General features: G+C 64.6%; 14 protein-coding genes, 1 tRNA gene and 2 pseudogenes. 8 read left to right on the top strand and 9 right to left on the bottom strand.

The genetic code is table 11. From position 1 onward, the window contains the following. Positions 1 to 95 precede the first annotated feature (95 nt). Genes BJ122_RS03575 through iorA form a run of 5 tightly spaced genes read right to left on the bottom strand, consistent with a single transcriptional unit; the run spans position 96 to position 5,416 of the window. Positions 96 to 650 (bottom strand): 2-oxoacid:acceptor oxidoreductase family protein, encoded by a 555-nt coding sequence (locus tag BJ122_RS03575; RefSeq protein ID WP_110779802.1) that lies wholly within the window; start codon positions 648 to 650, stop codon positions 96 to 98. Next, on the bottom strand, positions 650 to 1,492 hold the full coding sequence (locus BJ122_RS03570; protein WP_110779801.1) for a thiamine pyrophosphate-dependent enzyme: 843 nt from the start codon (positions 1,490 to 1,492) through the stop codon (positions 650 to 652). Before BJ122_RS03570 ends, BJ122_RS03575 begins: the two co-directional genes overlap by 1 nt. Continuing rightward, positions 1,492 to 2,652: a 2-oxoacid:acceptor oxidoreductase subunit alpha gene (locus BJ122_RS03565; protein WP_110779800.1), complete on the bottom strand. Its 1,161-nt coding sequence runs from the start codon at positions 2,650 to 2,652 to the stop codon at positions 1,492 to 1,494. Before BJ122_RS03565 ends, BJ122_RS03570 begins: the two co-directional genes overlap by 1 nt. Beyond that, on the bottom strand, positions 2,649 to 3,599 hold the full coding sequence (locus BJ122_RS03560) for a 2-oxoacid:acceptor oxidoreductase family protein (RefSeq protein WP_110779799.1): 951 nt from the start codon (positions 3,597 to 3,599) through the stop codon (positions 2,649 to 2,651). The genes BJ122_RS03565 and BJ122_RS03560 overlap by 4 nt, the downstream gene beginning before the upstream one ends. Beyond that, a complete protein-coding gene (iorA, locus tag BJ122_RS03555; RefSeq protein ID WP_110779798.1) occupies positions 3,596 to 5,416 on the bottom strand; it encodes an indolepyruvate ferredoxin oxidoreductase subunit alpha in 1,821 nt (606 codons plus the stop codon). The genes BJ122_RS03560 and iorA overlap by 4 nt, the downstream gene beginning before the upstream one ends. Positions 5,417 to 5,846: 430 nt before the next feature. On the opposite strand from iorA, the gene BJ122_RS03550 reads away from it, so the two are divergent. From BJ122_RS03550 to BJ122_RS03530, 5 genes are all read left to right on the top strand, one after another. Then, positions 5,847 to 7,028, top strand: coding sequence for an ABC transporter substrate-binding protein (locus BJ122_RS03550; protein WP_103012292.1), 1,182 nt, complete (start codon positions 5,847 to 5,849; stop codon positions 7,026 to 7,028). 128 nt (positions 7,029 to 7,156) lie between these two features. Next, positions 7,157 to 8,029 (top strand): branched-chain amino acid ABC transporter permease, encoded by an 873-nt coding sequence (locus tag BJ122_RS03545; RefSeq protein WP_103012293.1) that lies wholly within the window; start codon positions 7,157 to 7,159, stop codon positions 8,027 to 8,029. Between the two features lie 3 nt (positions 8,030 to 8,032). Then, entirely contained in the window at positions 8,033 to 8,977 is a 945-nt protein-coding gene (locus BJ122_RS03540; RefSeq protein WP_103012294.1) for a branched-chain amino acid ABC transporter permease, read from the top strand. Next, positions 8,974 to 9,756 carry an ABC transporter ATP-binding protein gene (locus BJ122_RS03535; RefSeq protein ID WP_027278390.1) on the top strand — a complete coding sequence of 261 codons (783 nt, stop codon included), beginning with the start codon at positions 8,974 to 8,976 and terminating at the stop codon, positions 9,754 to 9,756. Before BJ122_RS03540 ends, BJ122_RS03535 begins: the two co-directional genes overlap by 4 nt. Continuing rightward, positions 9,749 to 10,453, top strand: a complete 705-nt coding sequence (locus BJ122_RS03530; RefSeq protein ID WP_110779797.1) for an ABC transporter ATP-binding protein — start codon at positions 9,749 to 9,751, stop codon at positions 10,451 to 10,453. Before BJ122_RS03535 ends, BJ122_RS03530 begins: the two co-directional genes overlap by 8 nt. A 316-nt stretch (positions 10,454 to 10,769) precedes the next feature. Here BJ122_RS03530 and BJ122_RS03525 read toward each other — a convergent pair whose 3' ends face one another. Both BJ122_RS03525 and BJ122_RS03520 read right to left on the bottom strand, forming a co-directional pair. After that, positions 10,770 to 10,949, bottom strand: coding sequence for a hypothetical protein (locus BJ122_RS03525; protein ID WP_110779796.1), 180 nt, complete (start codon positions 10,947 to 10,949; stop codon positions 10,770 to 10,772). 164 nt (positions 10,950 to 11,113) lie between these two features. Beyond that, positions 11,114 to 12,283, bottom strand: a complete 1,170-nt coding sequence (locus BJ122_RS03520) for a zinc-dependent alcohol dehydrogenase (RefSeq protein WP_110779795.1) — start codon at positions 12,281 to 12,283, stop codon at positions 11,114 to 11,116. Between the two features lie 158 nt (positions 12,284 to 12,441). Between BJ122_RS03520 and BJ122_RS03515 the strand changes: the two genes are divergently transcribed. Then, complete coding sequence (locus BJ122_RS03515) at positions 12,442 to 12,759, top strand: hypothetical protein (RefSeq protein WP_110779794.1); 318 nt, start codon at positions 12,442 to 12,444, stop codon at positions 12,757 to 12,759. Between the two features lie 116 nt (positions 12,760 to 12,875). Continuing rightward, positions 12,876 to 13,097, top strand: coding sequence for a hypothetical protein (locus BJ122_RS03510; protein WP_110779793.1), 222 nt, complete (start codon positions 12,876 to 12,878; stop codon positions 13,095 to 13,097). Between the two features lie 9 nt (positions 13,098 to 13,106). Here BJ122_RS03510 and BJ122_RS03505 read toward each other — a convergent pair. Next, a pseudogene (locus tag BJ122_RS03505) lies at positions 13,107 to 14,045 on the bottom strand (glycosyltransferase family 4 protein); the annotation flags it as partial. Here BJ122_RS03505 and BJ122_RS03500 point away from each other — a divergent pair. Then, a pseudogene (locus tag BJ122_RS03500) lies at positions 14,039 to 14,542 on the top strand (amylo-alpha-1,6-glucosidase); the annotation flags it as partial. The pseudogenes BJ122_RS03505 and BJ122_RS03500 sit on opposite strands and share 7 nt — an antisense overlap. Positions 14,543 to 14,686: 144 nt before the next feature. On the opposite strand, the gene BJ122_RS03495 reads toward BJ122_RS03500, so the two are convergent. Further along, positions 14,687 to 14,763, bottom strand: a tRNA-Met gene (locus tag BJ122_RS03495). Positions 14,764 to 14,840 lie beyond the last annotated feature (77 nt).

Genomic DNA, 14,840 nt, shown 5'->3' with positions numbered 1-14,840 from the left:
GCTTGTCCCACGATTGTCTCCCGTCGATTGCCTGGTCGCCCGCGGACGGCGAACGATCGTGCCGCGGCCCAAAACCGCTGCGTCAAAGAACTAGATCAGGATGCCGCGGCAGCCACCGGGGCAGCGAGCGCATAGCCCGCCGCGAGCGCGTCCAAATTCAGATCAAGAAAACTGCGCGGCGAGCTGGCACGCAGCACCCGTTCGATCGAGGCGCGCTTGCAGATGCCGCTGAGCTCGAGCAGGGCGCCGAGCGCAACAATATTGGTGACCCGCTCGCTGCCGAGTTCGATCGCGGTGCGGCTGAGCGGCAGATGATGGCACGGATAGTCGCCGGCCGGCAGTTCCGGACAGTTGCGATTGTCGGCGATCACCAGCGCATTCGGCTTGGTGCGCGACCAGGACGGCTTGATCGCGAGCTGATCGAGCAGCACCAGGCAGTCGAACGAGATCGGCAGCGGATAGTCGACCTCGCCATTGGCGATCACGAGGTCGGCGTTGCAGAAGCCGCCGCGCGAGGTCGGCTCGTAGGTCTGCGACTGCGCGACGTTCTTGCCTTCGCTGGCGAGCGCGTCGGCCAGCATCTTGCCGCTGAGCAGCAGGCCCTGGCCGCCGGTGCCGCCGAAGCGGACTTCAAAGCGCGTTGCCGCCATCACTTCTTCGCTCCCTTCGCCGCCGCGAGCGCTGCCGCGCGCCGGTAGGCCGCGCCGTATTCGGGGCGGTCGTTCTGCATCAGGATGCCGGTCGGCAACGAGGTCGGGTGGAACGGCGTATCGACCGTGTTGCGATAGGCGCTCGGCCGCATGTCGCTCTTCTGGCGCATGATCATTTCCGGCGAGGAGCCGAGTTCGTTCTTGCGGCCATAGACTTCGGTGCAGTCGGTCAGCACTTCGATGAAGGCGAAGCCCGGATGTTCGAGACCGGCCTTCATCAGCTCCTTGAGCTTGGGCACGTGCCGGGTCACTTCGCGGCCGACAAAGCCGGCGCCGGCAGCGCTGGCCAGCGCGCAGGCATCGAAGCTCGGTTCGTTGTTGCCGAGCGGCGTGGTGGTGGTCAGCCGGGTTTCCGCGGTGGTCGGCGACACCTGACCGCCGGTCATGCCGTAGATCTCGTTATTGAGCATCAGGCAGGTCAGCTTCAGGTTACGGCGGCAGGCGTGGATCAGGTGGTTGCCACCGATCGCCAGGCAGTCGCCGTCGCCGGAAATCACCACCACATGCAGGTCGGGGCGCGCCAGCGCCAGCCCGGTGGCAAACGCCAGCGGCCGGCCATGGGTGGTGTGGAAGGTGTTGGCATCGATATAGGCCGACAGGCGGCCGGCACAGCCGATGCCGGACACGATCGCCAGCTTGTCCTTATCGACCGACAGGTCGTGCAACGCCCACAGCAGCGCGCGCAGCGCGATGCCATGGCCGCAGCCCGGACACAGGAAATGCGGCATCATCTCCAGACGGAGATAGTCGCGGACATCGAAATTCGGCGCGTCGGTAAACATCAGGCCTCCGAGGCGAGAGCGGTGGCACGGGCAGCGATCTGCGCTGGCGTGATCGGCTCGCCGCTGAATTGGTGCAGGCCCTCGACCTTGTCACGGCCGAGCAGCCGCTCGACCTCGAGCCGGAGCTGGCCGATGCTGAGTTCGGGCACCAGCACGGCGCGGGCGTTCTTGGTGGCGGCGCACAGCGCGGCCTCCGGGAACGGCCACAAAGTAATCGGGCGGAACAGGCCGGCGCGCACGCCGGAGGCGCGGCAGATTTCGACCGCACGGCGCGCGGCACGCGACGAAATGCCGATCGCGACGATCACGACATCGGCGTCGTCGCACTGCACCGCCTCCCAGGACTCGATCTGTTCGCGATGCCGCTCCAGCTTGGAGAACAGCCGGCCGAGATTGCGATTGACCGTTTCCGGGTCCTGGCTCGGAAAGCCGGTTTCGCTATGGGTCAGGCCGGTGGTGTGCACGCGATAGCCGGCGCCGGGCTTGGCCATCGCCGGAATGCCATCAGGACCGGCCGCGAACGGTTTAAATTCTTCGCGCGGGCCGGTCGCCCATTTGCGCTCGGCGCGCGGCGTGGTCGGCGGCTCGAGCGCCACCGTCTCCGACGACTGCGCGATCACTTGATCATAGAGCAGGATCACCGGGGTGCGGCAGGTCTCGGCGAGATCGAACGCGCGGATGGTCTCGCTGTAGATTTCGCGCACCGAGGCCGGCGCCAGCACGATCATCGGATAGTCGCCATGGCTGCCGAACCGGGTCTGCATCACGTCGGCCTGCGAGGGCCGGGTCGGCATGCCGGTCGAGGGACCGCCGCGCATCACGTTGACGATCACGCACGGGATTTCGGCACCGGCGGCGTAGCCGATGTTCTCCTGCTTCAGCGAGAAGCCGGGACCGGAGGTGGCGGTCATCGCCTTGGCGCCGCCCATCGAGGCGCCAACCACCGCGGCCATCGCGCTGATCTCGTCTTCCATCTGGATGAACACGCCACCGGCCTGCGGCAGCAGCGTCACCAGCCGCTCGGCGATTTCCGAGGACGGCGTAATCGGATAGCCCGCAAAAAAGCGGCAGCCGGCGGCGACTGCGCCGAGTGCACAGGCATTGTTGCCGGACAGCAGCTTGGCAGCCGGCTTGACCCGCGCTTTGTCGACCACGTTCATCGTGCAGCTTCCTCCGCGGCCTTACCCTGCGCTTCGAGATGCACCCGGATCGCATAGTCCGGGCACAGCCATTCGCACAGCCGGCAGCCGGTGCATTTTTCCGGGTTGGCAAGTTCGGCGATGCGATCGTCGTTCAGGCGCAGGCAGCGCTCCGGACACATCTTCACGCAGATGTCGCAGCTCTTGCACCACGCCGCATTGATTTCGAGCCGCGGCGTAAACGGCACCTCGGCCAGCGGCAGCAGCGGCGGCGAGCCATTGGCCGGCGCCGGCGAGCGCGCTTCGGCGATCCAGGTGCGGCCGAGGCGGAACGCCTCGAGATTGACCGCGATGGTCTTCTTCGGAACGAATTCCGAGACCGTCGACTCCCAATCGGCGATCGGGAAGTCGAGCGCCGTCGACAGCGCGCCGAGCAGCACCACGTTGGCGGCGCGCTCATTGCCGAGTTCTTCCGCCATGGTGGTGGCGTCGATCGCATAGCCCTCGGCGACGTAGTTCGCCACCTGCTCGGCGGTCTCGCGCGAATAGCGCATCGGCGCGCCGGGCTTGCGGTTGAGGCAGGCGAACGGCGGCACGATCCGCTTGGTATCGCAGATGAAGATGCCGGTGGCCGGCTTCAGATAGGGCAGCCAGCGCAGGCCTTCGGCCCATTCCAGCGCGATCAGCACGTCGGCTTCGCCCTTGGCGATGGTCGGCGACCACACCCGTTCGCCGAAGCGGACATGGCTGAACACCGAGCCGCCGCGCTTGGCCATGCCATGCACTTCGCTCTGCTTGACTTCAAAGCCGCGCCACTGCGCCAGCGCCGCCAGCACCTTGGAGACCATGATCACGCCCTGACCGCCGACACCGACGATCAGCACGTTGAACGGCGTTTTCCGGGCGTTGGGAGCAGGCGCAGCCAAGGCTTCGCCGGCTTCGCCGGAAGCGAGTTTGGAATCGCTCATGCTGTCACCGGGGCAGTGGGCTTAATGCAATCGATGGTGCAGACCTGGGCGCACAGCGTGCAGCCGATGCACAGCGCCGGATCGATCTGGACCCGATGCCGGCCTTCGAACCACTGGTCGCTCCAGGTCAGCGCCGGGCAACCGAGATTCATGCAGGACTGGCAGGCCGTGCATTGATCGGTCATCACCTGCAGAGGCGGTCCTTTGATCTTGACCGGGTCAAGCACGCAGGGACGGTTGGAGATCAGCACCGCGACGCCGCGATAGGCGATCGCCTCGCGCAGCGACTGATGCACCGCGGCGAGATCGTAGGAGTCGACCGTGCGCACCCACTTCACGCCGATCGCCTTGATCAGCGCTTCGTAGTCGACGCGCGGGGCCGGTTCGCCGCGCAGCGTCTTGCCTGTGCCGGGATGCTCCTGACCGCCGGTCATGGCGGTGATGTGATTGTCGAGCAGCATCACGGCGATGTTGGCGCCGTTATAGACCGCGTCGATCAGCGCCGGCAGGCCGGCGTGCAGGAAGGTCGAGTCGCCGATGGTGGCGACGATCGGCTTGGTCTCGCCGGCCTTGGCCATGCCGACGGCGTTGCCGATCGATGAGCCCATCGCCACGCAGGTGTCGAGGCCGCGCAGCGGATCGAGACAGCCGAGCGTATAGCAGCCGATATCGCCAGCGACGCGGGCGCCCGAGGCGCGCACCGCCAGGAAGCTCGAGGTGTGCGGGCAACCGGCGCACAGCACCGGCGGACGGATCACCAGCTCCGGCGTCCAGCCATTGTCGAGCGGCGGGGCCGGCAGAATGCCAGCCTTGACGAAGCCGGCGCGCACCACTTCCGGCGAGAACTCGCCATTGCGCGGGAACAACTCCTTGCCGACGACCTTGAAGCCGAGCGCGGCCACTTCCTTCTCGATGATCGGCTCCAGTTCCTCGACCACGAACACGCGGTCGACCTTGGAGCAGAACTCGCGCAGCAGCTGTTCGGACAGCGGCCAGGACGCGCCGAGCTTGAGCACGCTGGCGTTCGGCAGCACTTCGCGGACGTAAGGATAGCAGGTGCCGGCGGTAATCACGCCGAACGAGGTGTCGTCGATCTCCATGCGGTTGATCGGCGCGCTGGCGAGATATTCCTTCAGCTTGGCTTCGCGCTGCAGCACCACGACATGGCGGCCGCGGGCATGGGCCGGGATCATGACGTTCTTGGAGGGCTGCTCAATGAAGCTGCGCGGTGGCGGCGGATTGCGCTCGCCGACCGCGACCGGGCTGCGGGTGTGCGACAGCCGGGTGGTGCCGCGCAGGATCACCGGGGTATCGAATTGTTCGGACAGCTCAAAAGCCAGCTTGGTGTAGTCGAGCGCTTCCTGGGCGTCGCTCGGCTCCAGAACCGGCACGGTGCCGAGCATGCCGTAAATGCGGCTGTCCTGCTCGTTCTGCGAGCTGTGGATGCCCGGATCGTCGCATACGGTCATCACCAGACCGCCATTCACGCCGATATAGGCCACGGTCATGAAGGCGTCGGCGGCAACATTGAGTCCGACATGCTTCATCGATGCCAGCGCGCGCTGCCCCGCAAACGATGCGCCGATTGCTACGTCGAGCGCGACCTTCTCATTGGTCGACCACTGCGCGTGGATGTCCTCGGCCGGATAGGTGGCGAGATTTTCCAAAATTTCGGTGCTGGGCGTGCCCGGATAGGCGGCCGCGACCTTGACGCCGGCTTCCCAGGCGCCGCGTGCGATCGCCTCATTGCCGGTCAATGGACGTAGTTCGCTGGAGTCGCGCGACAACGGTTCGGTCGCTGATCGTGGTGTATGCATGCGTAAGCCTCCCTCAGCGTACGCCACTGCGGCGATCAGCGCCTCAAGGCGAACAGAGATTCCAAATCTACCGCTGGACGTAATTGAGATATGTCAAGCGACCCGCAGACTTCCATAAAACTGTCGTAGTGGCTCGGCTAGTCATAGAAAAATTTTGTTATCAGCAACTGATAACGAGTCGCGTTTAGTTGGCGCTGTTGCAACCTGGATCTGTTATTGCGCCGCCCACTCAGCTCACAGTCGGCGATGATAATGATAAGCAAGCGAATGCGCTGTTGGTATAGCGGTGCTACTGAGCTATCTCTCGGTCATTCTACTTATAGCCAAAAGCATGACGTGCGACCGGCGTATCTGACGCCGTACACTGTACGCAATGGGCCGGGCAGGCTGCCGTTGAGAATCAAGCCGCCCCACACAGAGGAAACGATCCATGTCACGCCGCATGCAGGTCTTGCGCATCGTTGCCGCTGGCACGATGGCTGCCGCCATTTCCAGCTTTTCAGCCATGACCGCGGCCTGGGCCGCGGATACCATTAAGATCGGTTCGGTGCTGTCGATGACCGGACCGGCGTCATTCCTTGGCGACCCCGAGGACAAGACGCTGAAAATCTATGTCGACAAGATCAATGCCGCCGGCGGCGTTGACGGCAAGAAGATCGAGCTGGTGGTCTATGACGATGGCGGTGACGCCAACAAGGCGCGCACCTTCGCCACGCGCTTGATCGAGGACGACAAGGTGGTGGCAATGGTCGGCGGCTCGACCACCGGCACCACCATGGCGATGATTCCGGTATTCGAGGAGGCGCAGATCCCGTTCATCTCATTCGCCGGCGCGGTTGAAATCATCGATCCGGTGCGGAAGTTCGTGTTCAAGACCCCGCACACCGACAAGATGGCGTGCGAAAAGATCTTCGAGAACATCAAGCAGCGCAACTTCACCAAGATCGCGATGATCTCCGGCACCGATGGCTTTGGTGCCTCGATGCGCGCGCAATGCGTCAAGGTCGCGCCGGCTTACGGCGTGCAGATCGTCGCCGAAGAAACCTACGGTCCGCGCGACAGCGACATGACGGCGCAGCTCACCAAGATCAAGAACACACCCGGCATCCAGGCGGTGGTCAATCCCGGCTTCGGCCAGGGCCCGGCGATCGTCACCCGCAACTACGCGCAGCTCGGCATGTCATCGACGCCGCTCTATCAGAGCCACGGCGTCGCCTCGAAAAGCTTCATCGATCTGGCCGGCGCGGCAGCGGAAGGCGTTCGCCTGCCGGCGGCGGCGCTGCTCGTTGGCGACAAGCTGCCGGACAATGATCCGCAGAAGAAGGTGGTGGTCGATTACAAGACCACCTACGAGACGACCACCAAGCAGCCGGTCTCGACCTTCGGCGGCCATGCCTATGACGGGCTGTCGATCCTGATCGCGGCGATGGATCGCGCCAATTCCAGCGACCCGAAAAAGGTGCGCGACGAAATCGAGAACACCAAGGAGTTCGTCGGTACCGGCGGCATCGTCACCATGTCGCCGACCGATCATCTCGGCCTCGACCTGTCCGCCTTCCGCATGCTCGAGGTCAAGGGCGGCGACTGGGTGCTGGTGCAGCCGGGAAGCTGAAGCGCGGCCGCCGCGACGACGACGATGAGTCCGTCATTCCGGGGCGCGGGCACGTTCACCTCTCCCCGCAGGCGGGGAGAGGGAGACGCAGCCGCCTTTCCTAACTCAACACTAACCGGCCCGAGCCCATGTCCGAACTACTGCAATTCTTTGTGTCGGGTCTCACCGTCGGGGCGGTCTATGCCCTGGTCGCGCTCGGCTTCACCCTGGTCTATCACGCCTCCGACGTCGTCAATTTCGCGCAAGGCGAATTCGTGATGTTGGGCGGCATGGTGACGGTGTTCGCCTATGCCGCCGGCGTGCCGCTGCCGCTCGCGGCGCTGCTCGCGGTGCTGGTCGCCATTGGCGTCGGGCTGCTGCTGTATTGGCTCGCGATCGCGCCGGCCCGCGGCGCCACCGCGGTATCGCTGATCATCATCACGATCGGCGCCTCGATCCTGCTGCGCGGCGGCGCGCAGATCGTGTTCGACAAACAGTTTCACAAATTGCCAGCGTTTTCCGGCGACACGCCGGTCGATCTGTTCGGCGCGGCGATCCAGCCGCAGAGTTTTTGGGTGCTGGGCGGCGCCGCGCTCTTGGTGCTGCTGCTCTATTATGTGATGGAGCGCACGCTGCTCGGCAAAGCGGTGATGGCGACCGCGGCCAACCGGCTGGCGGCGCGGCTGGTCGGCGTCAATGTCGCCACCATCATGGCGCTGGCGTTCGGCGGCTCGGCCGCGATCGGCGCGGTCGCCGGCATTCTGATCACCCCGATCACGCTGACCAGCTACGACGTCGGCACGCTGCTGGCGCTCAAGGGCTTTGCCGCCGCGATGCTGGGCGGCATGGGCAGTCCGCTCGGCGCCGTGGTCGGCGGGCTGTTGCTCGGGCTCTTGGAGGCGTTCGGCGCCGGCTATATCAGCTCGACTTATAAGGACGCGATCGCCTTCATCGTGATTTTGGCGGTGCTGTTCGTGGCGCCGCAGGGCCTGTTCGGCCGCCGCGCGGTGGAGCGGGTCTGAGCCATGATGACACGTCTCAACCGGCGCTCCGTGATTCTGCTGGCGCTCGCCACCATGATGGCGCTGCTGCCGCTGGTGTTTCCGTCGAGCTATTACTTCCGCGTGGCCTCGCTGGTCTGGGTGTCGGCGCTGGCGGCGATCGGTCTCAATATTCTGATGGGCAAGGCCGGTCAGGTCAGCCTCGGCCATGCCGGGTTCTTCGGCATCGGCGCTTATGCGGTCGCGATCGGCCCGGCGCATCTTGGCGTCAACGCGCTCGCCGCGGTCGGCATCGGCGCGCTGCTGTCCGGCCTGTTGGCGTTTCTGGTCGGCCGGCCGATCCTGCGTCTCAAAGGACATTATCTCGCGATCGCCACGCTCGGGCTCGGCGTGCTGATCGCGATGGTGATCACCACCGAAAGCCGCTGGACCGGCGGGCCGGACGGCATGCCGGTCGCCAAGCTGGTGCTGTTTGGCTGGCGCGTCAGCGGCTCCGATACCTGGTACTGGATCACGGCGGGATTGCTGCTGATCGGCACTTGGATCGCGCTCAATCTCGACGATACCCCGACCGGCCGCGCCTTTCGCGCGCTGCATGACAGCGAGACCGCCGCGCGCGTCGCGGGCGTCGCCGTCAATCGCTTCAAGCTGCAGGCATTCGTGATCGCGGCGGTCTATGCCTCGGTGGCGGGCTCAGCGCTGGCGATGATGAACGGCTTCGTCAATCCGGATCAGGCCGGCTTCCTGCATTCGGTCGAACTGGTCACCATGGTGGTGCTGGGCGGGCTCGGCTCGATCGTCGGCAGCATTGTCGGCGCCGCCGTGCTGGTGGTGCTGCCGCAGGCGCTGACCGTGTTTCAGGAATATGAGCACTTCATGCTCGGTCTTTTGATCATCGTGTCGATGATCTTTATGCGCGATGGCATGGTGCCGATGCTGGCGCGGCTGATCACCAGGGGGCGGCGATGAGCGTACTTGAGGTCAGCGATATCGGGATCTCGTTCGGCGGTGTCAAAGCGATCGACGGCGTCGGCTTTGCGGTCGAGCCCGGCGAAATCTTTTCGATCATCGGCCCCAATGGCGCCGGCAAGACCACCTTGTTCAACGTGATTTCCGGGATGTACACCGCCAGCCACGGCCGGGTGCTGCTCGCCGGCGAGGACGTCACCGGCCTGCCGCCCGATGTGCTGGCGGCGCGCGGCCTGTCGCGCACCTTTCAGAATTTGCAGATCTTCCATCGCATGACCGCGGCTGAGAACGTCATGGTCGGCCGCCATCTGCAGGAAAATTGCAGCCTGTTGGCCGATCTGTTGCGGCTGCCCTCGGTGAACCGCCAGAACCGCGCCACCCGCGCGGCGGCGCTGGCGCTGCTCGATCAGGTCGGGCTGCGCGACTGTGCCGACATTCCCGCGGGCGCGCTGTCCTATGGTGCCAGCAAGCGGCTGGAGATCGCACGGGCGCTCGCCGCCGAGCCGCGCGTGTTGCTGCTCGATGAACCCGCGGCCGGCTGCAATTCGGTCGAGACCGAGGATATCGACCGGCTGATCGGCCGCGTCGCCGATCGCGGCATCGCGGTGGTGCTGGTTGAGCACGACATGAAACTGGTGATGAAGATTTCGCATCGCATCCTGGTGCTGGAGCAAGGCCGGATGCTGGTGGAGGGCAGCCCGCAGCAAGTGCGCGACAATCCCTTGGTGCTGGAGGCCTATCTCGGTCACCACGGCGCGCGGGAGGCGGCCCGTGCTTGAGGTCATCGATCTGCACGGCGGCTATGGCCGCATCGAGGTGCTGAAGGGCATCAATCTCAAGGTCAGCGCCGGCGAGGTGGTGGCTTTGATCGGCTCGAACGGCGCCGGCAAAACCACGCTGCTGCGCGCGCTATCCGGTGTGCAGCCGATCAGCGCGGGTCAAATCCAATTCATGGGTGAGCGCATCGACAAGCTGCCGTCGCATCAGCGCGTCGCGCGCGGCATGACGCAGTCGCCCGAAGGGCGGCAGATTTTTGGTCCGCTCAGCGTCGATGATAATTTGCGGCTCGGCGCCTATCTGCGCCGCGACGATGGCATCGAGGCTGACCGCGAACGCATCTATGCGATGTTCCCGGTGCTGAAGGACAAGCGCCAGCAGCCGGCGGGCGGTTTGTCTGGTGGTCAGCAGCAGATGCTGGCGATCGGCCGGGCGCTGATGGGTAAGCCGAAGCTGCTATTGCTCGATGAGCCCTCGCTCGGGCTATCGCCGATCCTGGTCGATCAGATCCTCGCCGCGGTCACCGCGCTGCGCCAGGCCGGCATCACCATTTTGCTGGTCGAGCAGAACGCCGCCGCCGCGCTGGAGATCGCCGACCGCGGCTATGTGATCGAGACCGGGCGGATCGTCCATGCCGGCCCGGCGAGCGAGCTGTTGTCCGATCCCAAGGTGAAGTCGGCCTATCTCGGCTTCGATTGACGCGGTTTCACCGTGGCATGGGGGCCGCGACCCGGCGTCGGCCCGCTTCGTTCTTGGTTGCATTGCTCAGGACGGCGACGGGATGTCGTGCCGGATTTTTAGGCGCAGCACCTTCCCACATTTGGGGCAGGTATACTGACGCAACTCCAGCCCGGGTCCTAGCGGGGACACCAGCACCAGTTCGCGGGCAACGCCACAACGAAAGCACATAGGAGGCTGAGCTGCGTTCATCCGCAAACCCGAGGTTTGTTGAACGCAGCTAGCCTAAGGGTGTTTTTGGATTGAGACGAAGTAACTTAATACCGAAGGGAAGGATTTATAGACTGACGTCTCGATGACCTTCCATCGAAGGCGTGTAAGCCATGCGGGTGACCGGCTCTTGATCTTCGAGATGAGTGATCAAGGCGGACAGAATCGCCCGGTGCACTACGGTATCGGCGTCTGCCAGAGCCTTGCGATACCTCTTCAGGTTCTCGTCTCTGATATACAGATCCACGGTGCCTCTCCTCGTTTGTGGCCCGCAGGCTAAGGTCTCCTCCCTCCCTCGAATAGCTCCGTAAGATTACGAATACCGGGAGCCGGAACAAAAGCGGCACGAGGCGCGCGGATTCGCGCCGGCTGCCGGACGCCGGCGCCGTGGTTCCGATCGCGCGATTCGGCCTACGGTTTCATCACCACCTTGATGCAGCCGTCCTGTTTGGCGCGGAACGTTTGGTACAGGTCCGGTCCCTGCTCGAGACTGGCGCGGTGAGTGATGACAAATGACGGATCGATCTCGCCCTTCTCGATGCGAGACAGCAGCAGCGGCAGATAGTGCTGCACCGGCGTTTGCGCCATGCGGAAGGTGAGGCCGCGATTAATCGCGGAGCCGAGCGGCAGATTGTCGAGCAACCCGCCATAGACGCCGACGATCGACACGGTACCAAAATTGCGACAGCAGTGAATCGCCTGCCGCAGCACATGCGGGCGATCCGTGCCCATGAAGGTCGCGACCTTGATGCGATCGACCACCGCGTCCAGTCCCGAGGCCGTTGACGGCTCGGTGCCGACCGCATCGATGCAGGCATCGGCGCCGCGTCCCTTCGTCAGCTCCTGGATGCGCTCGTAAATATCCTCGGTCATGAAATCGAGCGTGATCGCGCCGGAAGCGCGCGCCAGCTCCAGCCGCTCCGGCACGGTGTCGATCGCGATCACACGCTCGGCGCCGAGTAGCAGCGCGCTCTTGATGGCGAATTGCCCAACCGGACCGCAGCCCCAGATCGCGACAGTCTCGCCGCCTTTCAGATTGCAGAACTCCGCGGCCATGTAGCCGGTCGGATAGATGTCGGACAGGAACAGCACCTGCTCGTCGCTCAAGCCATTGGGCACCTGTAGCGGCCCGACATCGGCGTAGGGCACACGCAGATACTCCGCCTGTCCTCCGGCAAAGCCGCCGAGCAGATGTGAGTAGCCGAACAGGCCGGCGGGTGAGTGGCCCCACAGCTGCGCAGCCATCGACGCATTGGGGTTGGAACGCTCGCAGCCGGAATAGTAGCCACGCTGACAGAAAAAGCACTCGCCGCACGAGATGGTGAACGGCACCACCACGCGATCGCCGACCTTGAGTTTCTTGTTATCACGGCCGACCTCCACCACTTCGCCCATGGTTTCGTGGCCGAGCACGTCGCCCGCTTGCATGCTGGGCATGATGCCGTCGAATAAATGCAGGTCGGAACCGCAGATCGCGCAGGCGGTGACCTTGATGATCGCGTCGCGGCCATGCTCGATCTTCGGGTCCGGCACGCTTTCGCAGCGGATATCGTTCTTGCCGTGCCAGGTGAGCGCTTTCATTGCTTGTCCTCCGTTCGCACATGGCAAGCAGCAGTGTGGATGGAGGTTCCTCGTCGCCGCGCCGATCGCGTGCGTGCGCCCGGCTGCGATCGAAAAGGAACGTAACTACACCCCACGGCATTGGCCCTGGCCGAAAAGCAAACGATCAGGAGCAATGCATGAAGATCATGATGACAACGCTCGCGCTGCTCGCGGCGCTGACGTTTGGCGCCAGTGAAGTGCTGGCCCAAGGCGGCGGTGGCGGAGGAGCAGGCGGCGGGGCCGGTGGTGGCGCGGGTGGCGGTGCCGCCGGGGCTGGCGCAGGCGCCGGCGGTTCCGGTGCGGGCGGCGGCGCGGGTTCAGGTGGCGGCGGTCCGGAGAATTCCGATCGCGGCGGCCAGGGTGCCGGCAGCGCGCGCGGCGCCACCAATGCGACCACGCCGAGTTCGACCGGTCAAACCAAGAGCACGACCGGTACTGGCTCGGGCATGCGCTAACATCATCAGTAGCGCAAGAAGGCGGCCACAGTAGAGGCCGCCTTTATTGCACTCGGAAACCGATATTGGCTGCGGCCCGAGGCGCGTTAGGATTATCGCCATCAGGGAGTTGCGTCATGCCCTATCGCTGGTTCTTGTCCCGCGTGCAGCAATTGTTTGAAGCAGATTCAAAGGAACATTTGCAGAGCATCGAGGACGGTTTCAAGACCGGTAAACTCAAGCTGCCAGCACAGCCGATGACCGATCAGGAATTGGCGCAGGCCATTCGCGAATTTCAAGCGATGCCAGTGTCCGATGTAACGCTGCTGCAACTCGGCAAACGTTTGGAGGGCGGATGAGCACGCCCGCTATTCGGCGCTGGAGATCAGCCGCATCGGCGGCTGCGAGAGCGCCTGCAGGCGCCGATAGACCGCGAGATATTCCTGCGCCATCCGCCGCGCGGTGAAGCGTGCCTCGAATTGCCGGCGCACCGCCTGGCGGTCGAGTTGATCGAGCCGGCCGACCGCCGCGACCGCTTGCGCTTCATCCTCCACAATGAAGCCCGAGATGCCGTCATCGATGATCTCTGGCACCGAGCCGCGCCGATAGGCCACCACCGGCGTGCCGCAAGCCATCGCTTCGATCATGACCAGGCCAAATGGCTCAGGCCAATCGATCGGTAGCAGCAGCGCCGTCGCGCCGCTCAGGAACGCCGCTTTGTCGCTGTCGGCGATCTCGCCGAGATATTCAATCAAGGGATCAGCGAGCAGCGGCTTGATGATTTGCGCAAAGTAGTCCTGGCCGGCGCGATCGACTTTGGCGGCGATCTTGAGCGGCCAGCCGGCCTGCAAGGCGATCCGGATCGCGCGGTCGACGCCTTTCTCCGGCGCGATACGGCCGAGCACGGCGAGATAAGACGGCCGGATCGGCTGCGGCGTCAGATGATCGATCGGCATGCCATGATGGATGGTGGCGAGCCAGTTGGCCTGCGACACCGGCGCGCGCTGCGCTAGCGAGATTGACACCAGCGGCACGGTGTCAAAGGTCGAGAACACCGGCTGGTGTTCGGGAAGATCGAGCCAGCCATGCAGCGTGGTCAGAAACGGCGTCGGCTGGCGCATGAACAGCGAGAACGGATAGTAGTCGAGATGGAAGTGCAGCAGATCGAATTGATCGCGGTCGCAGCAGCGCCGCAGCTGTTCCAGCATCACGATGTGCAGCGCGTTGACGTCCCGCACCGCGTCATCGGGCCGGATCGCGCGCGGCCATGCGGCTTCCAGCTTGGCCGATGTCACGGAATCGCCGCTTCGCGCGCGGCGAGGCGCGTTATAACCCGATGTCCTATCACAACGGCTCGATCTGGCCGCATGACAACGCGCTGATCGCGCTGGGTCTGGCGCGGTACGGCCACAAGCATTTGCTCGATCAACTGTTCAGAGGCTTGTTCGAAGCAGAGAGTTATCTCGAAGCACGGCGGCTGCCGGAGCTGTTCTGCGGCTTTGCGCGCGAGCGCCGCCGCGGCCCGACGCTGTATCCAGTGGCGTGCGCGCCGCAGGCCTGGGCCAGCGCCACGCCGCTGACTTTGCTGGAAGCCGCGCTCGGCATTGAGTTCGATCCCAGCCGCGACGAAATCCGGTTCGTCAATCCGCGTCTGCCGTCGTTCCTGAATGAAGTGGTGCTACGCGACCTGCGGCTCGGCAAGTGCAGTGCTGATCTCCGGGTGCGGCGTCACAATGACGATGTTGCGCTGGAAGTGCTGCGCACGGAGGGCCAGAACAGGATCTCGATCGTGCTGGCGCGCTGATGATTTGCGAGGTTGGCAGTCGGCTGCACTGTCTCGATCGAGCGGCGTCAGTGGCAACGCCGCGATCAACAGTTTGCGCCGCACGACCCGCGTCCGTGCCGCTGCTTCGCTATTGGTCTGGGAGATTGAGGATTGAGAGAAGTTTGGTAGCGGGAGAGGGACTCGAACCCCCGACCCCAGGATTATGATTCCCGTGCTCTAACCAGCTGAGCTACCCCGCCACAGACACTGGGCGACCCGCCATCGGCGTCGGCCGCCAGTGCGCCGGCATATAAGGAGGCGGATCGCGGCCTGTCAA

This window comes from Rhodopseudomonas faecalis (genome assembly GCF_003217325.1).
Lineage (GTDB): Bacteria > Pseudomonadota > Alphaproteobacteria > Rhizobiales > Xanthobacteraceae > Rhodopseudomonas > Rhodopseudomonas faecalis.
This window is presented reverse-complemented; position numbering and strand designations above follow the sequence as displayed.